The organism is Bacteroides sp. HF-162 (genome assembly GCF_015679285.1).
Classification (GTDB): domain Bacteria; phylum Bacteroidota; class Bacteroidia; order Bacteroidales; family Bacteroidaceae; genus Bacteroides; species Bacteroides uniformis.
This window is the reverse complement of the sequence record NZ_CP064937.1, coordinates 446665-471835: the sequence shown is the minus strand read 5'-3', so window position 1 is coordinate 471835 and position 25171 is coordinate 446665. Positions and strand designations below refer to the sequence as shown.

The 25171-nt window shown below is 48.0% G+C and carries 22 protein-coding genes; 12 read left to right on the top strand and 10 right to left on the bottom strand.

Features of this window, described 5'->3' with window-relative positions; translation table 11 throughout:
- Positions 1-16 precede the first annotated feature (16 nt).
- A complete protein-coding gene (locus ITJ87_RS01945; RefSeq protein WP_117965611.1) occupies positions 17-1915 on the top strand; it encodes a RagB/SusD family nutrient uptake outer membrane protein in 1899 nt (632 codons plus the stop codon).
- A gap of 77 nt (positions 1916-1992) precedes the next feature.
- On the opposite strand, the gene ITJ87_RS01940 is transcribed toward ITJ87_RS01945, so the two are convergent.
- Positions 1993-3000 (bottom strand): aspartate-semialdehyde dehydrogenase, encoded by a 1008-nt coding sequence (locus tag ITJ87_RS01940; protein WP_117965608.1) that lies wholly within the window; start codon positions 2998-3000, stop codon positions 1993-1995.
- Between the two features lie 154 nt (positions 3001-3154).
- On the opposite strand from ITJ87_RS01940, the gene ITJ87_RS01935 reads away from it, so the two are divergent.
- From ITJ87_RS01935 to ITJ87_RS01925, 3 genes are all read left to right on the top strand, one after another.
- Positions 3155-5284 carry a cation:proton antiporter gene (locus tag ITJ87_RS01935; protein WP_117965605.1) on the top strand — a complete coding sequence of 710 codons (2130 nt, stop codon included), beginning with the start codon at positions 3155-3157 and terminating at the stop codon, positions 5282-5284.
- 1 nt (position 5285) lies between these two features.
- Positions 5286-5996 carry a ThiF family adenylyltransferase gene (locus tag ITJ87_RS01930; RefSeq protein WP_117600250.1) on the top strand — a complete coding sequence of 237 codons (711 nt, stop codon included), beginning with the start codon at positions 5286-5288 and terminating at the stop codon, positions 5994-5996.
- Between the two features lie 64 nt (positions 5997-6060).
- Positions 6061-6720, top strand: a complete 660-nt coding sequence (locus ITJ87_RS01925; RefSeq protein WP_117600251.1) for an ABC transporter ATP-binding protein — start codon at positions 6061-6063, stop codon at positions 6718-6720.
- Between the two features lie 62 nt (positions 6721-6782).
- Here the strand turns inward: ITJ87_RS01925 and ITJ87_RS01920 are convergent, their stop codons facing one another.
- Positions 6783-7733: a helix-hairpin-helix domain-containing protein gene (locus tag ITJ87_RS01920; RefSeq protein ID WP_117965602.1), complete on the bottom strand. Its 951-nt coding sequence runs from the start codon at positions 7731-7733 to the stop codon at positions 6783-6785.
- 6 nt (positions 7734-7739) lie between these two features.
- Positions 7740-9107, bottom strand: coding sequence for a sodium-dependent transporter (locus tag ITJ87_RS01915; protein ID WP_117600253.1), 1368 nt, complete (start codon positions 9105-9107; stop codon positions 7740-7742).
- Positions 9108-9210: 103 nt separating this feature from the next.
- Between ITJ87_RS01915 and ITJ87_RS01910 the strand changes: the two genes are divergently transcribed.
- Entirely contained in the window at positions 9211-9594 is a 384-nt protein-coding gene (locus ITJ87_RS01910; protein ID WP_005824913.1) for a VanZ family protein, read from the top strand.
- Between the two features lie 2 nt (positions 9595-9596).
- On the opposite strand, the gene murF is transcribed toward ITJ87_RS01910, so the two are convergent.
- Positions 9597-10895, bottom strand: coding sequence for a UDP-N-acetylmuramoyl-tripeptide--D-alanyl-D-alanine ligase (gene murF, locus ITJ87_RS01905; protein WP_117600254.1), 1299 nt, complete (start codon positions 10893-10895; stop codon positions 9597-9599).
- Positions 10896-11079: 184 nt separating this feature from the next.
- Here murF and folP point away from each other — a divergent pair, with 184 nt between their 5' ends.
- The 4 genes from folP to ITJ87_RS01885 all read left to right on the top strand — a co-directional run bounded on the left by folP (position 11080) and on the right by ITJ87_RS01885 (position 15682).
- Complete coding sequence (folP, locus tag ITJ87_RS01900) at positions 11080-11931, top strand: dihydropteroate synthase (protein ID WP_117965599.1); 852 nt, start codon at positions 11080-11082, stop codon at positions 11929-11931.
- 26 nt (positions 11932-11957) lie between these two features.
- Positions 11958-12722, top strand: a complete 765-nt coding sequence (gene cdaA, locus ITJ87_RS01895; protein WP_005824908.1) for a diadenylate cyclase CdaA — start codon at positions 11958-11960, stop codon at positions 12720-12722.
- A gap of 79 nt (positions 12723-12801) precedes the next feature.
- Positions 12802-14340 (top strand): TldD/PmbA family protein, encoded by a 1539-nt coding sequence (locus ITJ87_RS01890; RefSeq protein ID WP_117965597.1) that lies wholly within the window; start codon positions 12802-12804, stop codon positions 14338-14340.
- 22 nt (positions 14341-14362) lie between these two features.
- Positions 14363-15682: a TldD/PmbA family protein gene (locus tag ITJ87_RS01885; protein WP_195690848.1), complete on the top strand. Its 1320-nt coding sequence runs from the start codon at positions 14363-14365 to the stop codon at positions 15680-15682.
- Positions 15683-15684: 2 nt separating this feature from the next.
- Here ITJ87_RS01885 and ITJ87_RS01880 read toward each other — a convergent pair whose 3' ends face one another.
- Genes ITJ87_RS01880 through ITJ87_RS01865 form a run of 4 tightly spaced genes read right to left on the bottom strand, consistent with a single transcriptional unit; the run spans position 15685 to position 18734 of the window.
- Positions 15685-16701: a GNAT family N-acetyltransferase gene (locus ITJ87_RS01880; protein ID WP_117965591.1), complete on the bottom strand. Its 1017-nt coding sequence runs from the start codon at positions 16699-16701 to the stop codon at positions 15685-15687.
- A 35-nt stretch (positions 16702-16736) separates the two neighbouring features.
- Entirely contained in the window at positions 16737-17651 is a 915-nt protein-coding gene (locus ITJ87_RS01875; protein ID WP_117600259.1) for a DUF2156 domain-containing protein, read from the bottom strand.
- A gap of 52 nt (positions 17652-17703) precedes the next feature.
- Positions 17704-18399 (bottom strand): LrgB family protein, encoded by a 696-nt coding sequence (locus tag ITJ87_RS01870; RefSeq protein WP_005824898.1) that lies wholly within the window; start codon positions 18397-18399, stop codon positions 17704-17706.
- Complete coding sequence (locus ITJ87_RS01865; protein WP_117600260.1) at positions 18396-18734, bottom strand: CidA/LrgA family protein; 339 nt, start codon at positions 18732-18734, stop codon at positions 18396-18398. The genes ITJ87_RS01870 and ITJ87_RS01865 overlap by 4 nt, the downstream gene beginning before the upstream one ends.
- A gap of 322 nt (positions 18735-19056) precedes the next feature.
- Between ITJ87_RS01865 and pta the strand changes: the two genes are divergently transcribed.
- The 3 genes from pta (at position 19057) to ITJ87_RS01850 (ending at position 22875) form a co-directional block, all read left to right on the top strand.
- Positions 19057-20076 carry a phosphate acetyltransferase gene (gene pta, locus ITJ87_RS01860; RefSeq protein WP_117600262.1) on the top strand — a complete coding sequence of 340 codons (1020 nt, stop codon included), beginning with the start codon at positions 19057-19059 and terminating at the stop codon, positions 20074-20076.
- 21 nt (positions 20077-20097) lie between these two features.
- Positions 20098-21294, top strand: a complete 1197-nt coding sequence (locus tag ITJ87_RS01855) for an acetate/propionate family kinase (RefSeq protein WP_117965588.1) — start codon at positions 20098-20100, stop codon at positions 21292-21294.
- Between the two features lie 180 nt (positions 21295-21474).
- Complete coding sequence (locus ITJ87_RS01850) at positions 21475-22875, top strand: alkaline phosphatase (RefSeq protein WP_117965585.1); 1401 nt, start codon at positions 21475-21477, stop codon at positions 22873-22875.
- Between the two features lie 106 nt (positions 22876-22981).
- Here the strand turns inward: ITJ87_RS01850 and ITJ87_RS01845 are convergent, their stop codons facing one another.
- Both ITJ87_RS01845 and ITJ87_RS01840 read right to left on the bottom strand, forming a co-directional pair.
- Positions 22982-23194 carry a hypothetical protein gene (locus tag ITJ87_RS01845; protein WP_008662841.1) on the bottom strand — a complete coding sequence of 71 codons (213 nt, stop codon included), beginning with the start codon at positions 23192-23194 and terminating at the stop codon, positions 22982-22984.
- Between the two features lie 99 nt (positions 23195-23293).
- A complete protein-coding gene (locus ITJ87_RS01840) occupies positions 23294-25150 on the bottom strand; it encodes a ChbG/HpnK family deacetylase (protein ID WP_117965582.1) in 1857 nt (618 codons plus the stop codon).
- Positions 25151-25171 lie beyond the last annotated feature (21 nt).

The window sequence follows — 25171 nt, the reverse complement described above, 5'->3', positions numbered from 1 at the left end:
AATAGTAATTGCAGTTATGAAAAAGAAAAATTTATTATACATCGTTTGTGCGTTGGCAATGAGCTCGCTCTGCGGTTGCGACGATTTTTTGGATAAAGACCCGCAGGACAAGCAGACCAATGACACTTATTGGCAGACTGAAACTTCTTTGCGTACTTATGCGCAAGACTTCTATTCTTCCTACTTTACAGGATATGGTACCGACTATACAGTTTTTGCCGGTTATTTCTCTGGAGATGATTATACGGATGATTTTATCAATCTGAATAATGCAAATACAAACGGTTCAGGATATATTTATTTCTCCACTTCTGCCACTACGGACTGGAATAGCCGGACCGGAACTTGGTCGGATAATTATAGTGTTATTTATAAAGCCAATGTCATGCTTGAGAAGATTCCCGGAATGAATATTTCGGACGAAGCCAAGAGACACTGGGAAGGTATTGCACGCTATTTCCGTGCAATGGCCTATAGTACGCTGGCAAAGTATTATGGCGGTGTTCCTTACTACGATAAGGTGACAGACCCGGCAGACCCGACTCTTTATAAAGACCGTGATTCTTATTTGTATGTAGCGCAGAAGATACAAGAGGATTTTCAATATGCATTGGATAATGTACGTACGGATGATACGAAGCGCCAAGTCAACAAATATGTGGTTGGTGCGTATATGTCACGCGAAATGCTGTATCATGCCACATGGCTGAAGTATCACGGTACTACTGTAGGTCCTACTTCAGAGAAGGTGGCGGATGGTGATATTAAGAACTTGCTGCAAGGAGCCATTAATGGTGCAGAGGTCGTGATGAACTCTGGTATCTATTCAATAGGCAATACCTATAATGCTTTGTTTACTACGGACGATTTGGCTAACAATCCGGAAGTCATCTGGTATCGTGAATATACAAGCGGTTTGCAGTGTAATGCTTTGATGTCCTACAATGGCCCGGAAGATCAGACTCAAGGTGGTGTTACGCAAGATGTAATCAACACTTATCTTTGCAGTGACGGTTTGCCGATAGGTCAGTCTCCGCTGTATCAAGGTAAGGAAGATCCGAGTATTCAGAAGTCATTTCAAGACCGTGACCCGCGTTTGTATCAAACTATTGCCGATAGCCTCCGTATCATGAGCGCCATGGGTACAAATTATACCGAAGGTACATCACCAACGGGATATCCTACCAAAAAGTTCTTGAACGACGAGTGGTGGGTGGCTGGTCTGGATTATTGTACCGGTAGATTAAGTCCGGCTGATGCGCCGTGTATCCGCTATGCGGAAGTGTTGCTGAACTATGTAGAAGCACGTTATGAGATTGCTCAAGTGGGGGGTAACATTTTCTCGCAGAGTGACCTTGACAAGTCTATCAATGAACTCCGTGACCGTCAGTTGACGAAGTGGGGAGATACTGAAGCCAAGACAATGCCGAAAGTTCAACTGAATGGCGGCAACTTGAGTGTGAATGGGGTTGTTATCAATGACCCTGCCCGTGACCCTGATGTCAATCCGGTTTTGTGGGAAATCCGTCGTGAGCGTCGTATTGAGTTGATTATGGAAGGCCGTCGTGGTGAAGACCTCCGTCGTTGGGCCAAGTTTGAATACTTAAACTCAGAAGATGCAAATGGTTATCCTACCATGTCTTTCCTGGGTGCTTATGTCAATATGGCCGATTATCCGGAAATATCTTCAAAAGATGATTCCGGCAAGAGAGTGCTCTATCTGTTCGACCCAGAGAATCCGGGTAATGAGGATACTGAAAAAGGGTATATTTATTATCTTCGTGAAAAGGAACTTCGCATATTCAAGGCTGGTGAATTGAATTCGGAACGCTACTATTTGCGTGCCATACCGGCTGCACAGTTGACTATTTATGAGAATAAAGGTCAGGCGTTGACTCAGAACCCAGGTTGGTAATATTATAAAGTAGATTATAAAAATAAGGGATGTCCTCACAAAACGAGGACATCCCTTATTTTTTATTCATTGTTCTCTTACAGTGCCTTTTCCTTAATCAGGTATTCTGCAATCTGCACCGCATTCAGTGCAGCCCCTTTTTTGATTTGGTCACCTACAATCCAGAATGTCAATCCGTTCTCATTGCTGAGGTCCTTACGGATACGACCAACGTAAACCGGGTCTTTGCCGGCGAGGAACAACGGCATGGGATATTCTTTTTCTGCCGGGTTGTCCATCAGAACCAAGCCGTCGCCTTTGGCAAATGCTTCGCGAGCTTCTTCAGTGGAGATGGGACGCTCTGTCTCTACCCAGATGCTTTCGGAGTGGGAACGGAGGGCAGGAACACGTACACAAGTAGCACTGACTTTTACGTCAGAGTGCATAATCTTGCGTGTCTCGTTGTACATCTTCATTTCCTCTTTGGTATAGCCGTTTTCGGTGAATACGTCGATTTGCGGAATGAGGTTGAATGCCAGTTGGTAAGCGAATTTCTCAACGGTTACGGGTTCGCCTGCCAATACCTGGCGGTATTGCTCGTACAACTCGTCCATGGCAGCAGCGCCGGCACCACTAGCAGCCTGATAGGTAGAAACGTGTACGGTCTTTATATGGGAAAGCTGTTCGATGGCTTTCAGTGCCACTACCATTTGGATAGTAGTACAGTTGGGGTTGGCGATGATGCCGAGAGGACGTTCTTTGGCGTCGGCGGCATTCACTTCGGGCACTACCAAAGGTACATTGTCGTCCATACGGTAAGCGCTGGAATTGTCAATCATCACTGCTCCGTACTTGGTAATGGTTTCGGCAAATTCTTTGGAGGTGCCTGCGCCTGCGGAAGTGAAAGCGATATCAACCCCTTTAAAGTCATCATTGTGTTGCAAGAGTTTCACCTCGATCTGTTTACCGCGGAAGGTATATTTGGTTCCGGCACTGCGTTTAGAACCGAACAATACTAACTCGTCCAACGGGAAATTTCTTTCATCGAGCACTCGCAGGAACTCTTGTCCCACGGCTCCGCTTGCTCCAACAATAGCTACTTTCATTTTTCTTTTGTTTTAAATTAAGTTTATAAAAAAGTGAAATACTATCTCTAAAAAGATAGAATCGGTCGCAAATTTATAACAAAATGCTGTATAGCACCGCATAAAGTGAAAAGTTTTTCGTTATTTTGCATTCAAAACCTAAAACTTATAGCCTATGGATTGGTTTGACTTCAGCTTGAAACTTCCCATCACCGACCCTACATGGATATTCCTCCTTGTACTCCTCATTATATTGTTTGCTCCCATATTGTTGAATAAGCTTCGTATTCCGCACATTATCGGAATGATACTGGCGGGGCTTGTCATTGGGGAGCATGGTTTCAATATCTTGGTGCGTGACAGTAGTTTTGAGCTTTTCGGCAAAGTAGGCTTGTATTACATCATGTTCCTTGCCGGTCTGGAAATGAATATGGGGGACTTCAAACAGAACCGGGGCAAAGCGCTTGTACTGGGACTCTTGGCTTTTATTGTGCCCATAGGCATAGGCTTGGTAACGAATATAGCTTTGTTGAAGTATGGGGTACTGACCTCTGTCCTACTGGCAAGTATGTATGCGTCGCATACGCTGGTGGCCTATCCCATCGTGATTCGTTACGGTGTGTCGCGGCATCGCAGTGTGAGTATTGCAGTGGGGGGGACGGCGGTTACGGATACACTCACTTTGCTGGTTCTGGCCGTTGTGGGTGGTATGTTCAAGGGGGAGTCGGACGGCTTCTTCTGGGTATGGCTTGTCATAAAGGTTATCTTCCTGGGTATTTTGATTGTATATCTGTTTCCACGCATAGGCCGTTGGTTCTTCCGGAGGTACGATGACAACGTGATGCAGTTCATATTTGTGCTTGCCATGGTTTTCCTCGGAGCCGGATTGATGGAGTTTGTGGGGATGGAAGGTATCCTGGGTGCTTTCCTTGCAGGTTTGGTTTTGAACCGGCTGATTCCGCATGTCTCTCCGTTGATGAACCATCTGGAGTTTGTGGGCAACGCCTTGTTTATTCCCTATTTCCTGATAGGTGTGGGTATGTTGATTGATGTGCATGTGATTTTCGGTCATGGCGATGCTCTGAAAGTAGCGGCTGTAATGATTGTGGTGGCATTGGCAGGTAAATGGATTGCCTGCTGGCTGACACAGAAAATATATAAAATGGGAGGGATTGAACGGGAGCTGATGTACGGATTGAGCAATGCACAAGCAGCGGCAACGCTGGCGGCTGTGTTGGTGGGGTACAACATCATTCTGCCCAATGGGGAACGCTTGCTGAACGATGATGTTTTGAATGGTACCGTCCTGCTGATTCTTGTAACTTGCGTTGTGAGTTCGTTCATTACGGAACGTGCCGCACGGAAGATTGCCATGGAGGAGGCGCATCTGGAAGAAAACCGCTCCGTGGAAGCGGAGAAGATATTGATTCCGATAGCCAACCCCGATACGATTGAAGACCTGATAAATCTTTCTTTGGTGATACGCGACCCGAAGCAACGGGATAATCTGTTGGCACTGAATGTCATCAACGACGATAGCAGTTCTGAAAGTGCCGAATTGCGTGGGAAACGCTATCTGGAAAAGGCTGCTATGATAACGGCCTCGGCAGATGTGCCGTTGAGGCAAATCACACGTTACGACTTGAATATCGCTTCGGGCATTATCCATACGGCAAAAGAATATGCGGCAACGGATGTCATTATAGGTCTGCACCGTAAGGTCAATATTGTGGATTCATTCTTCGGTATGCTGACGGAGAATCTGCTGAAAGGCTTGCATCGCGAGGTGATGGTTTCCAAATTCTTGATGCCTATTAACACAATCAGGCGGGTGATTGTGGCGGTACCTCCGAAAGCCGAGTATGAGGCGGGATTCCTGAAGTGGGTGGAACATTTCTGTCGGTTGGGGAGTACTTTGGGTTGCCGGGTGCATTTTTATGCCAATGAAGAGACTACCGCCCATCTTCAAGGGCTGGTGAAAGCCAAATATGGACAGACATTGACTGACTTTTCTCGCCTGGACGATTGGGGGGATTTACTGATATTGACCGGACAAGTGAACTTTGACCATCTGTTAGTGATTATCAGCGCTCGTCGGGGCTCCATCTCCTATGACAGCTCCTTCGAGAAGTTGCCGGCACAAATCAGTAAATATTTTGCAAACAATAGTCTGATTGTGTTGTATCCAGACCAACTGGGTGAACCGCAGGATGCGGTATCCTTCTCAAATCCGCGTGGCAACAATGAGTCGCAGCATTACGAGAAGGTAGGCAAATGGTTCTATAAGTGGTTTAAGAAAAGCTAAAATGGAAGATTGGAAACAGCGAACACAACTCCTGCTGGGAGATGAAAAGATGGAACGGCTATGCAAGGCGCATGTACTTGTCGTAGGACTGGGTGGTGTAGGTGCTTATGCGGCCGAGATGCTATGCCGTGCCGGAGTGGGGCGGATGACGATTGTCGATGCCGATACCGTGCAGCCAACGAACATAAACCGTCAGTTGCCGGCTCTGCATTCTACCCTGGGGCAGAAGAAGGCGGAGATATTGGCATCACGTTTTAGGGACATTAATCCGGCTCTGGAATTGAGAGTGTTGCCCGTATTCCTGAAAGATGAGAACATACCGGAACTGCTGGATGCTGCGGCTTATGACTTTGTGGTGGATGCCATTGATACGCTTGCTCCAAAATGTCACTTGATAGTGGAAACCATGAGGCGGCATATCAAGATTGTGTCCAGCATGGGGGCGGGAGCAAAGAGTGACATTTCGCAAGTGCGCTTTGCCGATATATGGGATACCTATCATTGTGGATTGAGCAAGGCTGTGCGTAAGCGTCTGCAAAAAATGGGCATAAAGCGGAAACTTCCAGTTGTTTTTAGCACTGAACAGGCTGACCCGAATGCCGTTTTGCTGACGGACGACGAGATGAACAAGAAGTCCACCTGTGGAACAGTGAGCTACATGCCTGCAGTTTTTGGCTGCTATTTGGCCGAATATGTAATTAAAAGACTATAGTAATAGCACTTGAAAGAAAACTATCAAATAGTAAATAGTAAATTGTCAAATTGTAAATAGCCTAGTGATTCATTTAGAGAATATAACCAAGAGTTTCGGTAACCTGCAAGTGTTACGGGGTATTGACCTGGAGATAGAGAAAGGGGAGATTGTCAGCATTGTAGGCCCTAGTGGAGCGGGTAAAACTACCTTGCTGCAAATCATGGGTACGTTGGACATGCCGGATGACGGTTCAGTGGTTATTGACGGTACACAAGTCAACCGTATGAGGGAGAGGGAACTTTCCGCATTCCGCAACCGGCATATCGGCTTTGTGTTCCAGTTCCACCAACTTCTGCCGGAGTTTACGGCTTTGGAGAATGTAATGATACCGGCCTTTATTGCCGGAAAAGGACAGCAGGAAGCCAAGGAAGCAGCTACGGAAATTCTTGAATTCATGAGGCTTGCCGAACGGGCCTCCCACAAACCGAATGAGTTGTCGGGAGGTGAGAAGCAGCGTGTGGCGGTGGCCCGTGCTCTCATTAATCATCCGGCAGTGGTGCTGGCAGATGAACCTTCCGGCAGTTTGGATACCCATAATAAGGAAGAACTGCACCAGCTCTTTTTTGATTTACGTAACCGTTTCGGACAAACGTTTGTTATCGTAACCCATGATGAAGGACTGGCGCAGCTCACCGACCGGACGATACATCTGATAGACGGGGAAATCAATAAAATGGTCTGAGCCTGTCAGTGCGGTTTTTCCAAGTTCGATATGGTGGTTTGCCTCGTTGAGAGAGTGGCATGTTATTCAAAGCAGATGTAGTGGCTGATTCTCTCTAAGTCGGTATCGGAGAATTCCTCGTAAAGTGCAAAAGGTTTCAGGCTATGAAGGTCGCCTTTCTTCTTTCGGTATTCTACAAAGGCCTTTGCCTGGTAGAAGTTGATGTAAGGATGGTTGCGCAGCCTCTCTATGCTACTATGGTTCAGGTTGATGAGGCGGATGGCTCGGGTGTCGATGGAAAACCAAGACTGCAATTGGCTGGTGTCCAAATGGATTTCTTGTAGTTGCGTGATGTCGTAGAACCCTCCCAAGCGTTGCCGGTAACCGATGATTAGACGGGCAATGCCGCTACCGATGCCTGGTATTTTCTTCAGCTCTGTGGTGTCGGCGCGGTTCAGGTCGACAAGGATTCCAGCCGGATATTTTTCCGGTGCAATTCGGGAAGTAGCAGCGCTATTATTACTCGAAGGAGAGTTGTACAACTGGACGGTTCTTGTCTCTGTGTCTTCCGGAGTGATGTGGATATAGGGCAGGAGTGTCTGATATTGTTTTTCTGTCATTCCATATATTTTCCGGAAATTTTCTGCCTTATGGAACTTCCCTCCTTTACTACGGTAGCGGAGTATGTTCCGCGCCATCCATCCGGGCAGTCCCAGTCGGCAAAAAGTAACGGAGTCGGCAGTATTGGGATTGAAACGGACCAGGGAGACGGTTGTCGGTTGTTTTGGAGAGGAAGAATTAAGTCTGTTGTCCCATTTTTGTTCCTTTTCTTGTATGGATGCGATGAACGATTCGTATTCTGCCATGGCAGTGGCCTGCCGCCGGATTGCTTCATCGGAGAGAGGGCGGTGTTCTCTTTGGTATATATAAATATACCCGGAGAGAAAGACGAGAATGATGCCGATAATCAAAACCAGTATTCCGCGCCTTTCTCCCCGGGAGAAATAAAGGAATTCTTTGAAGGGGTTCTGCATGATGGCCTATTTCAGAAAACCCAGTTCATTGATAAAAATCAGTGCAATTCCTATAGGAGCAATGTATTTCAGGATGAATATCAATAGCTTGTAGACGGATACTTTCAGAGTGCCGTTGTTGCTGACTTCTTCCCATACGATTTTCTTGTCCAGATACCAGCCTATGAAGATGGAAATGAACAAACCGCCTAACGGTAACATTAGCTTGGCCGTTACAAAATCGAACAAATCGAATAGGTTTAACCCGAATACGGTATAGCTCTTGCCGATACCGAGAGACAGTGAGCAGAATACTCCTAAGAAAATACAACCTGCTGTCACATATCTGGCTGCTTTGCTGCGTGAGAACTTGAACTCTTCATGCAGATAGGCGGTTACCACTTCGTGCAGGGAAATGGTGGAAGTAAGTGCTGCCAATGCCAGTAGGATATAGAACATCAGAGACAGCAGTATCGCCAGCCAGGGAATATTGCCGAACGCTTGCTGAAAGACATTCGGTAGGGTGATGAATAGCAGGCTGGGACCCGCATCCGGTTTGATACCCACAGAGAAGGCGGCAGGGAAAATGATGAATCCTGCCAAAATAGCTACCATAGTGTCGATGGCGGCCACGTTGAGTGCCGTTTTGGGCAGGTTCGTATCATTGCGGAAATAGGAGGCATATGTACAGAGACATCCCATCCCCAAGCTCAAGGAGAAGAATGCCTGGCCCATAGCTCCAAGGAACACATTGCCGTCCACTTTGCTGAAGTCCGGTTTCAGCAGGAATTCAATACCTGCTCCTGCTCCGGGCAGAGATATAGAGCAGATGGCAAGGATTATCAATAGGACAAACAGCATCGGCATCATGATTTTGGCTGATTTTTCAATACCTTTTTCCACTCCTTTGACAATAATGAGATGGGTGGCCAGCAGGAACAGCACCAGCCAGATGACCGGACGCCAGGGGTTGCTGACAAAGCTGTTGAAGGATGCGATGAAATCGGCTGCCGATTTCCCGGCAAAACTGTTTGTGGCTGCTTCCCCGATAAACTCAAGCGTCCATCCTGCCACAACGGAGTAATATCCCAGAATAAGGAATCCGGCCAGTACGCCCATACGTCCTACCCAGCGCCAATGCGTGCCGGGTGCTAATTTTTGATAAGCCCTTGCTGTATTGGCACGCGAGCGCCTGCCGATGAGGAATTCTGCAATCATGATGGGGATGCCGAGAATGAGCACGCAAACCAGGTATACAAGGATAAATGCTGCACCTCCGTGATTCCCGGTCTCAAACGGGAAACGCCAGATGTTACCTAAACCGACTGCGGAGCCTGCCGAGGCAAGTATGACACCTAATTTGCTTCCGAAGTTGGCTCTGTCACTTTTTGTCATAAAACGTAGATTTTTCTTTCAATTCGTTATTAATACCACCTAAAACATGCAAATATAGAAAATGTTCTGTACTTTTGCGCACAGTTCGTTGATTATTTGGTATATGCTATATTATATTAAGAAATATCCGGTGTCGCTTTTTATTATTCTGACGGTGATTTATCTTTCATTCTTTAAACCGCCTTCTACAGAAATAAGCAAGATTCCCAATATAGACAAGGTGGTGCATATCTGTATGTATTTCGGCATGTCGGGAATGCTGTGGCTGGAGTTTCTTCGCGCTCACCGGAGAGACAACGCCCCTTTATGGCATGCATGGGCAGGGGCGTTTGTCTGTCCCGTTTTGTTCAGCGGAATGGTGGAGTTGCTGCAAGAATACTGCACGACATACCGCGGCGGAGACTGGCTGGATTTTGCGGCCAATACCACGGGAGCGGTGCTTGCATCAATGGTCGGCTATTTCATTTTAAGGCCAAGGATGAAATAGGATTATAAGTATTCAACTACGGAACTTAGCTTGATGCCGTTCGACCCTTTTATCAGAATTGTTTTCCCACAAGGTTTCTCTCTTTGCAGCTCTGCGATGAGTGCGGTTACATCGGGATAACTCTGATAAGAGTGGCGTGTGGCGGCAAACAATTTCCCAACAAGAGCTACGTCCTTGAATCCGCATTCTTCCAGATAGTCTGCAATCTTCTGGTGCTCGTCGGCACTGTCTTTACCCAATTCCCGCATATCTCCCAATATCAGCATTTTGTTTTTGGCCTGCATGTTCCGGAAGTTACTGATGGAAGCCATCATGCTTGTGGGATTGGCATTATAGGCATCGATAATCAGTGTGTTGTCCGCTGTTTTTTTCAGTTGTGAACGGTTGTTTTGTGGGGTATATCCGGCCAGTGCTTTATCTATTTGCTCCGGTTCCACACCAAAAAAATGTCCGATGGTGACAGCTGCCAGAGCATTGGGGAAGTTATATTCACCGATAAGTTGGGTTTGTACTTCGTGATATTTGCTTTCGTTTCCCGTTTTCCACTCGAAGGTGAGGTAAGGAGAATTGCCGGTGACGTGTCCGTTGATGTACAGCTCGTCCTCGCTGCCGTAGGCAATCTGGTGGAGTCCGTAGGCTATCTTTTTCAAGTAGGGGTTGTCGTTATGGATGAAGATGGTAGCTTCTTTCCGCGTCCGCAGATAGTCGTACATCTCTCCTTTGGTCTTGATGACTCCTTCAAAAGAGCCGAATCCCTCCAGATGGGCTTTTCCTACGTTGGTAATGATTCCGTAGTCAGGTTCGGCTATCTCTACCAGCTCCTTGATGTCTCCCGGGTGGCTGGCGCCCATTTCCACTACGGCAAGTTCGTGTTCAGGGCGCAGGCGGAGTAAGGTGAGGGGAACACCGATGTGATTGTTCAAATTTCCCAAGGTATAGAGCACGTTGTGAGTTTGCGAAAGTACGGTGGACATCAGTTCCTTGGTAGTGGTCTTTCCGTTTGTACCCGTAATGCCGATGATGGGTGTACGCATCTGCCGACGGTGGTAATTGGCAAGTTGTTGCAAGGTTTTCAAGCTGTTTTCCACCACGATGTATCGTGTATCGCCTGCGGGGGCATAGGCTTCTTCATCTACTATGGCATAAGCACTTCCGCTTTCCAGCGCCCGGGCGGCAAAGGCATTTCCGTTGAACGACTCGCCTTTCAGTGCAATGAATAAAGAACCTTGGGGGCAGTTACGGCTGTCAGTAGTGACACTGGTACATGTTAGGAATATCTGATGTATAGCTGTTATATTCATGACTTTATAATTAAATCAATCTGTGTGAATCTGTGTAATCTGTGGTAAACCATCGTGCAAAGATATAGTTTTAATCCTCTCCCTTCCCGGGTACAAGCAAAAAACTTATCAGTTTTATGAGTTTATGTATTTTGAAACCACTTTTTTGTTTACATTTGCAGGTACTATATAGAACAGACTGCCTATGGAAATTACAACTGCCCGATATATAAATGTCAACGGTTCGCTGCTTGACCTTTCTCAACCCCGTGTCATGGGCATACTGAACGTTACTCCAGATTCCTTTTATGCCGGTAGCCGTACACAGACAGAGGCGGAAATAGTACGCCGGGTGAAACAGATAGTTTCGGAGGGAGCGGCCATTATTGATATAGGCGCTTACTCTTCCCGTCCCAATGCCGACAATGTCTCTGCCCGGGAGGAGATGGAACGGCTGCGTATGGGGCTGAAAATACTTTTTGAGATACAGCCGGATGCTGTGGTGTCGGTAGACACTTTCAGGGCGGATGTGGCAAGAATGTGTGTGGAGGAGTATGGGGTTGCCATCATCAACGATATTGCGGCCGGTGAGATGGATGCGGATATGTTCCATACCGTTGCGGCGTTGAATGTGCCTTATATTATGATGCACATGCAAGGCACTCCGCAAAGTATGCAGCAGCATCCTCATTACGACAATCTTCTGGAAGAGGTTCTCTTGTATTTTGCACGCAAGGTGCAGCAATTGCGTGACTTAGGTGTGAAAGACATCATTCTGGACCCCGGTTTCGGCTTTGGAAAGACAATAGAGCATAATTATGAATTGCTGTCCCATCTGGAAGATTTCCGTATTTTTGAGTTGCCTTTATTGGTAGGTGTTTCACGTAAATCGATGATATACCGCTTGTTGGACATTACTCCTCAGGAGGCGCTGAATGGTACTACGGTGCTCGATACCATCTGTCTGCTGAAAGGTGCTGACATTCTCCGCGTACACGACGTGAAAGAAGCCGTGGAAACCGTACGGATTGTGCAAGCTATGCGAAATAATTCCTAGTCCCTAACCCCTAATCATTCGATATCGTGTTTTTTGAATTTGGAATAAAAGATTTTATAGATATTCTGTTAGTGGCTTTTTTGCTGTACTATACGTATAAGCTGATGAAAGCCTCCGGTTCTATAAATGTGTTTACGGGTATCCTGGTGTTTATCTTGATATGGCTGGTGGTATCGCAGGTGCTGGAGATGAAATTGCTCGGTTCTATCTTCGACAAGCTGGTCAGTGTAGGCGTGCTGGCGCTTATCATTTTGTTTCAGGACGAGATACGGCGCTTCTTGCTGACACTCGGCTCGCATCAGCATGCCAGTGCGCTGGTGCGCTTCTTCACCGGTAACAAGAAAGAGAAGCTGGAACATGACGACATCATGCCGGTGGTAATGGCATGTATCAGTATGGGGAAGCAGAAGGTTGGTGCCCTGATTGTCATTGAACATAATCTGCCTTTGGATGATGTGGTGCGTACGGGAGAGATTATCAATGCCGATATAAACCAGCGTCTGATTGAGAATATTTTCTTTAAGAACAGTCCGTTGCACGATGGAGCGATGGTTATCAGTAAGAAACGTATCAAAGCGGCGGGATGTATCCTGCCTGTTTCCCATAATCTGGACATTCCTAAGGAACTGGGGCTGAGGCATCGTGCTGCCATGGGGATTTCCCAGGTGTCTGATGCGCATGCCATCATTGTATCGGAGGAGACCGGAGGCATTTCAGTGGCTTACAAAGGACAATTCTATCTGCGTCTGAATGCAGAGGAATTGGAAAGTTTGTTAACAAAGGAAAGCTGAGGTGTGACAAAATCTCCTATTTTTACGTCATATAACTATGATATAAAAAACAATATCTTATAACTAATAACTGAAAAGGATGGATAGACGAAATTTCTTGCGGACGGGAAGTCTGGCGATGTTAGGTTCGCTGGCAGTACCCTCGTTGGCTATGCCTGCGTCAGTACGCGGAGCTTTAGGAGGAGCAGATAATCAGTCTGCCGTAGCTTCGGCAATGGTTCACTTCGGTGTGACGGAGGCTGACTTGAAGAAAGTGATGGCTGCCGCTCTGGAAAAAGGCGGCGATTATGCTGACCTTTATTTTGAACACACATTCAACAACAGTGTGGTTCTGATGGACGGCAAAGTAAACAACTGTGGAGCTAACATTGACTTCGGTATGGGCGTACGCGTATTGGCAGGCGACCAGACGGGTTATGCTTATGTGGAAGGGGTAACTATGGAAGAAATGCTGCGTGCTGCACGTACTGCTGCCCGTATCGCCTCTTCGGGCAAGGCCGGAAAATCTGTAGGACTGACGGAAAAGACAATTGCCAAAAGCCGCTATGCCGTCACTGAACCTTGGGAGGACGTGAGTGTCAAGGCAAAGATACCTTATTTAGAAAAGCTGAACGAAAAGATTTTCTCTTTGGACAATCGTGTACGTAAGGTGCAGGCTTCTCTTTCTGACAGTACATCGCACGTGCTGTTCTGTAATTCCGAGGGCGTGAGCTACTACGACTACCGTCCGATGGTTTCTTTTATGGCAGTCTGCATCATGGAAGAGAATGGAAAGATGGAGAACGGTTATGCCGGTCGTTCTTACCGCAAGGGTTTTGAATTCATGACGGATGACATCGTGGATATTATTGCACGTGAGGCGGTGGATAAGACTGCTATCTTGTTCAAGGCTGTGAAACCCAAAGGTGGCGAAATGCCCGTCGTGATGGGGGCTGGCGGTTCGGGTATCTTGTTGCACGAAGCCATAGGACATGCTTTTGAGGCTGACTTCAACCGTAAACGTACTTCCATTTTCTGCGACCTTTTGGGAAAGAAGGTGTGCGATGAGCATATCAACGTGGTGGATGACGGTACCATCGCCTTCAATCGTGGAGCCGTGAATTTCGACGATGAGGGTGTGGAAGGTCAGAAAACCTATATCGTGAAGGAAGGTATCCTGACCAGTTATCTGCACGACCGCATCAGTGCCAAGCATTATGGGGTGGCTCCTACTGGAAACGGACGTCGCGATACTTTCCGTAATACTCCTATCCCCCGTATGCGTGCCACTTATATGGAAGCCGGCAATATGAAGGAAGCGGACATTATCTCCACCGTGAAGAAAGGTATCTATTGTGACCAGTTTACCAATGGCCAGGTGCAAATCGGTGCCGGAGACTTTACCTTCTTTGTGAAGTCGGGTTACTTGATTGAGGATGGCAAGCTGACGCAGCCCGTCAAGGATATAAATATCATCGGTAATGGTCCGAAAGCATTGGCTGACATCACGATGGTGGCAAATAACGATAAGATTGACAACGGTACTTGGACTTGTGGTAAAGACGGTCAGTCTTGTCCCGTTACCTGCGGTATGCCATCGGCACTAGTCAGCAAGCTGACTGTAGGAGGAGAAAGTTAATTATCAACTATCAATTAAAGACATGATTACAGACGACAATAAGAAATTGGCACAATGGGCAATGGAATATGCCTTGAAGAACGGTTGCCAGGCAGCCAAACTGGTGCTATATACAAATTCTAATTCTTCTTTTGAACTGCGTGACGGCAAAATGGACCGTTTGCAGCAGTCTACGGAGAATGGTTTGGGATTGAATCTTTATGTGGACGGACGTTTCGGCTCTTTTTCCACCAATCGGCTGGATAAGAAAGAATTGGAAACTCTTATCACGAATGGTATAGAGTCTACCCGCTATCTGGCGGTGGATGAGTCGCGTATGCTGGCCGACCCTGCACGCTACTATAAAGGAGGCAAGCCTGACTTGCAGCTTTTTGATAAGAAACTCTATGAAGTCAACCCGGATGATAAAGTGGCGATTGCCCGTGCTGCTGCAGAGGAGGTATTGGGCAAGGATGAGCGTATCATTTCGGTTGATTCTTCTTATAGTGATGGTGAGGGTTCTTCCTATCGTTTGATAAGCAACGGATTTGAAGGCGAGTCGAAGAGTACCTGGTTCTCTGTCTCAGCCAGTGTATCCATTAAGGGAGAAGGTGAAGCGCGTCCTCAGGATTACTGGTACGACTCGGCTCTGTTCTATGATAAATTGACGAAGACGGGAATCGGTGCCAAGGCATTGGAACGCGTATTGCGCAAGCTGGGACAGAAGAAAACAAAGTCGGGTAAATATACAATGGTGGTTGACCCTATGAATGTGGGAAATCTGCTCAGCCCGATGCTAAGTGCATTGTATGGCAGTGCTCTGCAACAAAAGAATTCCTTCCTGATGGACAAGCTGGATGCGAAGGTGGCTTCGGACCTCTTCACGTTGCGTGACGAGCCGCATGTCATCGGTGCAAACGGTTCGCGCTACTTCGATAATGAGGGTGTGGCTACTGAACCCCGCACTGTCTTTGATAAGGGGGTGCTGAAAACTTATTTCATCGATACCTACAATGGTAAGAAGATGAATATGGCTCCTACTATCAGTACGCCTTCACGCCTGATTCTGGTACCGGGTGATAAAGACCTGAACGGGTTGGTGGCAGATGTTAAACAAGGCATTTTGGTTACGGGCTTCAATGGCGGTAACAGCAATAGCAGTACCGGTGACTTCTCTTATGGTATAGAGGGGTTCCTTATTGAAGACGGTAAGCTGACACAGCCTGTCAACGAAATGAATGTGACGGGTAACATGGTTGCTTTGTGGAATTCCTTGGTTGCTGTGGGCAATGACCCTCAACCAAACCGCTCATGGCAGATTCCTTCGTTGGTATTTGAGGGAGTCGACTTCAGCGGATTGTAATGCTAGTTCAACATCAAGCTCATATATGGGCTTGATGTTGCAAATATTTTTTCGGTGAGTTCACCGATTGTAAGTGCCAAGTGGCTGCCTGGCAGACGCTTGGCACTATTCATACATTTACCATTGTTGAGGTAGTAGTAACCGTTATTGGCACTGACTTGCTCATCAGTAAGATGAATGCTGAGTTCCAGTTCCGGATGGACCGTAGCATAGAGTTGCAGCATGGTTTTGGCATTGATGATGCGTGCCATGCCCAAAAGTTGGCTTTTATCGGTAGTGGGAGGAGTGAGAACCCGGATGGACGGGAGATTCAGGCTTTGGCAGATATGTTGAAGCAGTAAAGTGTTTGTTACGGGAGTATCCGACACGATTTCTCCAATGTGCCAGTTGGCTTTCCCTATCGGATAGGTAATGGCCAAAGCCGTGATTTCCTTCCCATTGCTCAAAGTGCAAACGAAGCCCTGCCCCAGTTGTAAATCGGCAATGATAACCTGAAAATCCTCTTTCGTATGCTGAATGCAGCAAGGGCGCTCCCGCAATTTCCGGTCGAGATATTCATATCTTTTTTCACTATACTCGGCAGACATTTCCAAAGTAAGGCCCGTATCGGCTGCCGGTATGCCGGAAGCGATAAAAGTCTCTTCGGCATAGCGGAATACGGGTGCATAACCACTGCGGGCATAGTAGTCGAACAGCCACGGCTCTGCCGGTATCAGGGTGGATAAGGCGACATTATTGTGTAGCATCCGTGCAAAGGCTTGTGATAACAGCTCGTGCATTACGCCCCGGTTACGGTAATCAGGGTGTGTGCAAGCGCCGGATATATAGGCTGTATGAATATCTTCTCCTTCGAACGTCATAGGATAAGGCAACATTTGTAGGGAGGCAATCACTTCTTCGCCGCTTTGGATGGCAATATTGATATCATTGTTGTAGCGGAGCCGAAAATACAATTCAGTAAATTCCTCACTATCATTGAAACAGAGCTTCCATAGCTTCTTTACCTTTTCCCGCATCATCAATCCCTTATTCTTTTAATCCTTAATCCTTACTCTCACCACTTAATCGCTTCCACCGGCTCGTCTTTCAGACATGCTACGTATTTTTCCAGAATAATGGCAGGCTGGTACGAAAGTTTGGCCTTGCGCAATCCTTCAATACCCAAATCCTCTTCACGGTTGAGGTAGACATATTGTTCGGGGATGTGGTTGGCAAATTCATAGTTAATCATTGCGTATGCTCCGTCTATGCTGGTATCGGCCTTTTCCACATGTACCCCGAAGGTATCTTGGTTGATGGGCATTCCGAAAGTGAAGGCGGCAATTTTGCCGTCTACATGCAGGATGCCTCCGGTCAGTCCCAGTTCTTCAAAATTGTGGAGGGCGTAGACCAGTGCGCGACGTTCGTTGCCCGTTCCTTCATGCTGGTCGCAGTTGTTGGCCTTACACCATTCAGCTTCCAGGTCCAGACATTCCTGGATGCGGTCGGGAGTGATGGGAGTATATTCGTAATTATAGGTGCGTTTAAATTTGTTGACATGATTCCGTTTGGACTGGAATTTCTTTCCGGCAAGCGTAGCGAGCTCTGTACGCAGATAGAGGTAATCGGCATAATCCCGGTCTGCTGTGAACTGGAATTTTCCGGGCATGAAGGCTTCCAGTTCCGAGCACATGCCCGAACATATTCCCAGCAGGCAGAAAGGTTCTCCTTCCCGGTGTGCGTCTTCGACCAGTGCGTCCAGTACTTTTGTCAAATCTCCGTTGCCTATCGGCATCATGTACACCAGTTCGTCGTTTGCCCAGAATTTCAGTAGGAGGAAGCCGTCCATGATGGCAAACTTTGTATTGTATAGAAAACGCCAGCTGCATAGGTTGGAGAAAGAGAGGTCGCAATTCCGTCGCGGACTGTTCTGTGTATAGGAGGTAATCAGTTTTTTGTCTTGTAATTCGATATCTTTAAATGAAATCATACGTTGTTTTTAGTTGGTTATGATTATAGATAACAAAAATAAGAAGATTTTGTTAGAGTAGCCCTAATAATCGCAGGATAGTTGGGGTCAGCAATGCTGTGAAGATACCGTTCAGGGTCAGGCCGAGGCTGGCGAATGCGCCGTATTTGCGGCTGATGTCCATGGCAGTGGAAGTTCCTACCGCGTGGGCGGCGGCTCCCAAGGAAAGGCCTTGTGCCATAGGACTGCCGATGTGGGTCAGTTTCATGGTCTTGAAGCCCAGTATTCCTCCCAGTAAGCCTACGCAGACCACTACGGCGGCGGTAAGTGAGGGAATGCCGCCCAGCGACTTGGTTACTTCCATGGCTATCGGCGTAGTGACCGACTTGGGTGCCAGGGAGTAGATTATCTCGTCGGAAGCCCCCATCAATTTAGCTATCAGCACGACAGAGATAACTCCCACAATGCAGCCGGCAAGTTGTGACAGCATGATGGGGAGCAGTTGTTTCTTAATCGTTTCCAATTGGAGGTATAGGGGGACGCCCAGAGCTACAACAGCGGGCTTTAGCCAGAATTCTATCAGATGTCCTCCTTCATTGTAGGTCTCATAACTGATATGTGTCATCTTCAGGAAGACAATGAGGATGGCGATTGTCAGCAGGATGGGGTTCAGCAACATGATGCCGGTCTTTTTCTGCAGGAGTTTGGCTAGAAAGAAAATCCCGAAGGTGACAGCCAATAGGAAAAATTCGTTTTCTAAAAAGTTCATTTGATTTTACGTGTTAGTTGGTGAACCCATCCGGTGACTACAATCACCAGCAGGGTGCTGATTATGGAAGCGGTTACTATCGGCCAGAACTCGGAGGCGATGACATCGAAGTAAAGCATGAGGGCTACACCGGGCGGTACAAAGAAAAAGCCCAGGTTGGCAACCAGGAAGTCGGACATACCCTGCACCCAGTGCAGTTTAATCCAACCCAATTTCAAGAATAGGGTGAGCAGCAACATACCGATGATGCTGGAAGGCAACTTGATACCTGTAAGGAAAACAATCAGTTCACCCAAAGCTAAGCATCCGAAAAGGATGGCGCATTGACGAATCATACTATTATAATACCTATTGTTATATGTTGAAAACGCTGCAAAGGTAGGTATTCTATGTATTGCTTGTTATCGTTATAACCTGATTTTTTTCATGTCGTTTGCAGAGTCGGGTAGGTTATTCCTGCCGGACGGGTAATTGTTTGTTGCAGAGGGGTACGTGCGCGTACACACGAATGCGGGGAACAGCTAATGTTAAATAATATAATAATTATGGACTGAACAGTAAAAAGACCGACATTTGCAATGTAGATATTGCAAAATTGTGTACTTTTGCGGCGTGAATAACACATACTGCCGATTCTTAATAGACAATTAAAATATCATGCAAAGATTAATTAATGAAATTGTTGAGCGCGCCAAAGCAAACCGCCAACGAATTGTTCTTCCCGAGGGTACGGAAGAACGTACATTGAAAGCTGCCAATCAGATATTGACTGATGGGGTGGCCGACTTGATTATCCTTGGAAAACCTGCTGAGATAGAGGCTTGTGCCAAAGAGTGGGGATTGGGGAACATCAATAAGGCTACCATTATCGACCCGGAAGACCATCCTAAGAAAGAAGAATATGCCCAGTTGCTTTGCGAACTTCGTAAGAAGAAAGGCATGACCATCGAAGAGGCTCGCAAGCTGGTTGTCGACCCGCTTTATTTAGGCTGTCTGATTATAAAGAATGGAGATGCTGACGGCCAGTTGGCAGGTGCACGCAACACTACGGGCAATGTACTTCGTCCTGCTTTGCAGATTATCAAGACTGCTCCGGGCATCACTTGCGTTTCGGGTGCCATGCTGCTGCTGACGCATGCTCCTGAATATGGAAAGAACGGCATCCTGGTGATGGGTGACGTGGCTGTGACTCCGGTGCCCGATGCAGAACAATTGGCACAGATTGCCGTATGTACGGCACGTACAGCTCAGGCAGTTGCCGGTCTCGATCCGAAAGTTGCCATGCTGAGCTTCTCTACCAAGGGCTCTGCCAAGCACGAAGTGGTGGATAAAGTGGTTGAGGCATTGAAGATTGCCAAGGAAATGGCTCCCGACATTGCCATCGATGGTGAGTTGCAGGCCGATGCTGCTTTGGTGCCGGAAGTAGGTGCAAGCAAGGCTCCGGGTTCTTCCATTGCCGGACATGCCAATGTACTGGTTGTTCCCAGTCTTGAGGTGGGTAATATTTCCTATAAGCTGGTACAACGTCTGGGACATGCCGATGCTGTAGGTCCTATCCTGCAAGGTATTGCCCGTCCGGTGAACGACCTTTCACGCGGTTGCTCCATCGAGGACGTTTATCGCATGATTGCCATTACTGCAAATCAGGCTATTGCAGCCAAAAAGAACGCTGAATAACTTCTAAATCTGATATATAATATGAAAATCTTAGTATTGAACTGCGGTAGCTCGTCCATCAAGTACAAATTGTTTGATATGGACCGGAAGGAAGTTATCGCCCAGGGTGGTATTGAAAAAATTGGTTTGAAAGACTCTTTCCTGAAGTTCACCTTGCCCAGCGGTGAGAAGAAGATTCTTGAAAAGAATATTCCCGAACATACTGTAGGTGTGGAATTTATTCTGAACACCTTGACAAACCCTGAATATGGAGCCATCAAGTCTTTGGACGAAATCAATGCCGTAGGCCACCGTATGGTGCATGGAGGCGAAAAGTTCAGCGAGTCTGTACGACTGACGCCGGAAGTGCTTGCCGCCTTCACTGCCTGCAACGACCTGGCTCCGCTCCACAATCCTGCTAATCTGAAGGGTGTAAATGCAATATCTGCTATTCTGCCGGATGTTCCGCAGATTGGTGTATTTGATACGGCTTTCCACCAGACCATGCCGAAGCATGCCTATTTATATGCCGTGCCTTATGAGCTTTATGAAAAGTATGGTGTACGCCGTTACGGTTTCCACGGGACATCCCATCGTTATGTATCACAGCGCGTCTGCGAATTCCTGGGTGTAGAGCCGGCAGGAAAGAAGATTATCACTTGCCACATCGGTAACGGCGGTTCCATTACTGCCATTAAGGACGGCAAGTGCGTGGATACCAGCATGGGCCTGACTCCGCTTGAGGGGCTGATGATGGGTACCCGCAGCGGTGATATCGATGCCGGTGCTGTTTCCTTCATTATGGAAAAGGAAGGTCTGGATGTAAACGGTATATCCAACCTCCTGAACAAGAAGAGTGGTGTGCTGGGTATCTTCGGTGAATCCAGTGACATGCGCGACCTGGAAAATGCCGTAGCTGCCGGCAATCCGAAGGCTGTCCTGGCTGAAGAAATGTACTTCTACCGTATCAAGAAATATATCGGTGCCTATGCCGCTGCTTTGGGTGGTGTGGATATCGTAGTATTTACCGGTGGTGTCGGTGAGAATCAGGCAAGTGCCCGCTGGGGTGCATGCGAAGGCCTGGAATTCATGGGTATAAAGCTGGATGCTGAGAAGAACAAAGTACGTGGTGAAGAAATGGTTATTTCTACCGAAGATTCTCAGGTGAAGGTAGTGGTAATCCCCACTGACGAGGAGCTGATGATTGCTTCGGACACGATGGATATTCTGAAGAAGTAATATCGCTGTAATATCTCCCGGTTCCGGCTTCCCGGAGTCCGGATGTGGTTTCGCCCCTGCAAATATGTAATGTATTTGTAGGGGCGAAATGTTTTCCGAATCCTTTAAAATTGCTATCTTTGTTACTCGGTTAAAAACAATAAAGGCAATTTTCCGAATAACTTTAAATAAGAACTGCTTATGAAACGATTAATGTATGTGTTGTTCTTTGTACTGCTGACCAGCGGCATGGCCTATGCCCAGCAGGCGAAGTACGTGTTTTATTTCATCGGTGATGGAATGGGTGTGAACCAGGTGAACGGTACGGAGATGTATCTGGCCGAACAAGAAGGGCGCATCGGTGTAAAGCCTTTGCTGTTCACTTCTTTCCCGGTTGCCAGCATGGCGACTACCTTCTCTGCTACCAACTCTGTGACTGACTCTTCTGCTGCTGGAACAGCCTTGGCTACCGGTGTTAAGACTTACAACGGCGCTATCGGTATGGACGATAATAAGAGTGTGCTCCAGAGTGTGGCCGAGAGAGCTAAAAAGTCCGGTAAGAAAGTTGGGGTAACTACCAGCGTCAGCGTGGACCATGCTACTCCCGCCGCATTCTATGCCCATCAGCCGGACCGTGGCATGTATTACGAGATAGCCCTCGACCTGCCGAAAGCCGGTTTCGACTTCTATGCAGGCGGTGGTTTCTTGAAACCGACTACCACTGTCGACAAGAAAGAGGCTCCGAGCATCTTCCCTATCTTTGAAGAAGCCGGTTATACCGTTGCAAGAGGCCTTGACGAATATAAGTCGAAGTCTGTCCAGGCGGACAAGATGATTCTTATCCAGAAAGAAGGGGCAGAGCCTTCTTGCCTGCCCTATGCCATCGACCGCCAGGAAGGCGACCTGACACTGGCCGAAATTACCGAGAGTGCCATCTCTTTCCTGACCAAAGGCAGTAACAAGGGTTTCTTCCTGATGGTTGAAGGTGGAAAGATTGACTGGGCCTGCCACGGAAACGACCCCGCCACAGTCTTTGAGGAAGTGGTGGATATGGACAACGCCATCAAGGTGGCTTACGAGTTCTATAAGAAGCATCCCAAAGAAACGCTGATTGTGGTAACTGCCGACCATGAAACCGGCGGTCTGGGGCTGGGTACCGGTAAGTACGAGCTTCAACTGAAAGCCCTTGCCAAGCAGAAGCAGTCTCAGGATATCCTTTCACGTTCCATCACGGACTTACGCAAGATGCGCAAGGTTATCAACTGGCCGGAAATGAAGGAATTCCTGGCAGAAAAGATGGGTTTCTGGAAAGAACTGCCGGTAAGCTGGGAGCAGGAGAAGATGCTGCGTGATGCTTACGAAGAATCATTTGTGAACAAGCATGTAGTGTTTGAGGAAAGTCTTTATGCCAAGACTGAGCCCCTGGCCGTTGCCGCCAAGAAGGTGATGAGCCAGATTGCCATGGTAGGCTGGACCAGCGGTGGCCATACAGCCGGATATGTGCCGGTATTCGCAGTAGGTGCAGGTTCCAAGCTGTTCGTGGGTAAGATGGACAACACGGAAATCCCGAAACGCATAGCCAAGGCTGGCGGATACAAATAATAAAAGGTCACCACAGATTACACGGATTCTCACAGATTGGAAGCTCTGAAATCAAGTATAAGAGACTAATCTGTGAGAATCTGTGCTATCTGTGGTGGCTGTCAATTTATTCCTTAAGGTCCTTCTTTATAATTTCATCCATCTCCCGGATACGTTTCTCCCGTTCCTTGGCGGATTTTATTTTCTGGTCCTTGTATCCGGTATCTGTCCGTTCGGAGACCTCTTCGCTCCATTCCTCGAATTCATCCGTTGCCGGACGTCCGTGCGGGTCTATGTTCTCTTCGGCAATCGGGTCGTTTCTGTAAATCATATCATCCATGACGCTAATGTTTTTAATGTTATGATATTACTACAACCATGCCGGGAAAAAGTTCCGGTGACCTTCACTTTTTTGTAATCATTTATAAGAATAAACGTTTTATAGCGCGGGCAGCAGGTACTTCCATATTAGATTCAGCTCTGCCTGCATGTCGGGGATGTTGGCGGTGACGGCAATGACGGCATCCTTGTCCGGCAACACCAGTATGTATTGTCCGTTGGCACCATCGGCACGGTAGGCGTTGTGGCGGCAGCGCCACATCTGGTAGCCGTAGCCCTGCAGCCAGTCGCTTGTCTTGGCGCTCATCTTCGCTTTCTTCAGCATCTCCGGTTTCATGCCGGCGGGCAGTGAGGGCACTTGGCCGGCAGATGCCTCCTTTACCCATTTTTCGGGCAGAATCTGCTGTCCGTTCCAGTTTCCTTTCTGCAGGAACAGTTGTCCCATCTTGGCAAGGTCTTCCGTTTTGAGGTACAACCCCCAGCCTCCGGTATTGATGCCTTGCGGGCTTTCCTGCCACCGGGCGTTGACGATGCCAAGCGGGCGGAACAGACGGGGATAGAGATAATCCACCACTTTCTCGCCCGTCACTTTCTGTACGATGGCTGAGAGCATGTAGGTTCCCAGGCTGTTGTAGGTGTAGAAGGTACCGGGCTTGTGCTCCACGGGGAAGGCAAGGAACTCCTGCACCCAATCGGCGTCCGCCTTTTTGCGTACCGTTCCGGTGGGGTCGGTGTCGTGCCCGCAGTTCATGGTCAGCAGGTCGCGTACGGTCATGGCTGCCAGATTTTCGCTGACGGTTGCCGGAAGCTTGCCGGGGAAGAAGGAGATGACCTTGTCCGTCAGCTTCAGCCTGCCTTCGGAGGCAGCAAGTCCCACGGCGGTGGCGGTGAATGTCTTGCTGACGGAGTTCAGGATGTGAGGCTTATCCTCTTTCCCTTCGCCCATCCATTCTTCGGCAATGACATTGCCGTGTTGCACAATCATGATACTGTGCAGGTCTTGTCCGGCTTTCTTTACGGCATCCAGATATCTGTTCATGGCCTTGTCCAGCTTCGGAGTAGCGGCGGTGCGGGGCAGGCCCTTGGTCAGTTGGTTGATGGAAATCAGCTTTATGTCTTTGTCCTCAATGGCTTTCCGGACATGGGGGCTTGTCAGCAGGTCGGTCACTCCCTGGCGGTCCAGCGCCACGTCCTCATATCCGACGTGGAAGACGGTTTTCATTTCATCGTTGTCCAGTGCCGGGTGGTCTAAGAAAAGGTAGCGCTGGTCCGGCTGCAACTTCTCCAATGCTTTGATGAAGCTGGCCTCCTTTTCTTCGGCAGTTCTTTTGGGGCCGTCGTATCCGATGTAGGTAAACCGGTAGTCCTTGGAGGAGTCCATGCGGTCGATGGACGGCAGGTTGTATTCTTTGGCGAGCCGTTGCACCAGCTCGTTCACTTCCTTGCTGAAACCGGTGGAGAGCATGTGTCCGGACAGATGGCTGAGTTGCGGAATGCTTTTCAGCGTCGTCTCTATCTGCGCGCGGAACTCCTGCTCTATCTCCTTGATGTCCCATTTCTGCTCCATGATGGACTGTCCCGGATAAGCGGGGTTAGGGGACATCATCGGGTAGAAATAGCCGTTCTCGTCCGTCAAGCTGGGGCAGTGGGTCAGCGGACGCCACTTCACGTTCTCCCACTCGCTGGTGATGACGAGGTGCAGGCCGACGTCCAGTCCCGGATTTTCTTTCAGCATCTTGATGGCTTCCGGATACCAGGCTGCTACGGGCATCACTTCCACGCTGCGGGCAATACCCGAGCGGTAGGTCTGGATGCAGGCTTCGTTGACGGAATGCAGGGCGCCGAGATCATCAATGCGGATGACAAGTGTCGGGGCGCCGGATTGTCCCCATACCGGCAATGCTCCTGCTGCGAGCAGGCATCCGGCAATCATGTTTTTCAGTCTTAAAGGTTTCATGGGTGGTAATGGTATGATGGT

Excerpts from the sequence above, each read along its gene's own strand:
- ITJ87_RS01915 (WP_117600253.1), bottom strand. The coding sequence starts at position 9,107 with ATGACAAAAAGTGACAGAGCCAACTTCGGAAGCAAATTAGGTGTCATA.
- ITJ87_RS01890 (WP_117965597.1), top strand. The coding sequence starts at position 12,802 with ATGGATAGACGAAATTTCTTGCGGACGGGAAGTCTGGCGATGTTAGGT.
- ITJ87_RS01865 (WP_117600260.1), bottom strand. The coding sequence starts at position 18,734 with ATGATTCGTCAATGCGCCATCCTTTTCGGATGCTTAGCTTTGGGTGAA.
- ITJ87_RS01875 (WP_117600259.1), bottom strand. The coding sequence starts at position 17,651 with ATGATTTCATTTAAAGATATCGAATTACAAGACAAAAAACTGATTACC.
- ITJ87_RS01880 (WP_117965591.1), bottom strand. The coding sequence starts at position 16,701 with ATGATGCGGGAAAAGGTAAAGAAGCTATGGAAGCTCTGTTTCAATGAT.
- folP (WP_117965599.1), top strand. The coding sequence starts at position 11,080 with ATGGAAATTACAACTGCCCGATATATAAATGTCAACGGTTCGCTGCTT.
- ITJ87_RS01930 (WP_117600250.1), top strand. The coding sequence starts at position 5,286 with ATGGAAGATTGGAAACAGCGAACACAACTCCTGCTGGGAGATGAAAAG.
- murF (WP_117600254.1), bottom strand. The coding sequence starts at position 10,895 with ATGAATATAACAGCTATACATCAGATATTCCTAACATGTACCAGTGTC.
- pta (WP_117600262.1), top strand. The coding sequence starts at position 19,057 with ATGCAAAGATTAATTAATGAAATTGTTGAGCGCGCCAAAGCAAACCGC.
- ITJ87_RS01845 (WP_008662841.1), bottom strand. The coding sequence starts at position 23,194 with ATGGATGATATGATTTACAGAAACGACCCGATTGCCGAAGAGAACATA.
- ITJ87_RS01870 (WP_005824898.1), bottom strand. The coding sequence starts at position 18,399 with ATGAACTTTTTAGAAAACGAATTTTTCCTATTGGCTGTCACCTTCGGG.
- ITJ87_RS01940 (WP_117965608.1), bottom strand. The coding sequence starts at position 3,000 with ATGAAAGTAGCTATTGTTGGAGCAAGCGGAGCCGTGGGACAAGAGTTC.
- ITJ87_RS01885 (WP_195690848.1), top strand. The coding sequence starts at position 14,363 with ATGATTACAGACGACAATAAGAAATTGGCACAATGGGCAATGGAATAT.
- ITJ87_RS01935 (WP_117965605.1), top strand. The coding sequence starts at position 3,155 with ATGGATTGGTTTGACTTCAGCTTGAAACTTCCCATCACCGACCCTACA.
- ITJ87_RS01910 (WP_005824913.1), top strand. The coding sequence starts at position 9,211 with ATGCTATATTATATTAAGAAATATCCGGTGTCGCTTTTTATTATTCTG.
- ITJ87_RS01945 (WP_117965611.1), top strand. The coding sequence starts at position 17 with ATGAAAAAGAAAAATTTATTATACATCGTTTGTGCGTTGGCAATGAGC.
- ITJ87_RS01840 (WP_117965582.1), bottom strand. The coding sequence starts at position 25,150 with ATGAAACCTTTAAGACTGAAAAACATGATTGCCGGATGCCTGCTCGCA.
- ITJ87_RS01855 (WP_117965588.1), top strand. The coding sequence starts at position 20,098 with ATGAAAATCTTAGTATTGAACTGCGGTAGCTCGTCCATCAAGTACAAA.
- ITJ87_RS01920 (WP_117965602.1), bottom strand. The coding sequence starts at position 7,733 with ATGCAGAACCCCTTCAAAGAATTCCTTTATTTCTCCCGGGGAGAAAGG.
- ITJ87_RS01850 (WP_117965585.1), top strand. The coding sequence starts at position 21,475 with ATGAAACGATTAATGTATGTGTTGTTCTTTGTACTGCTGACCAGCGGC.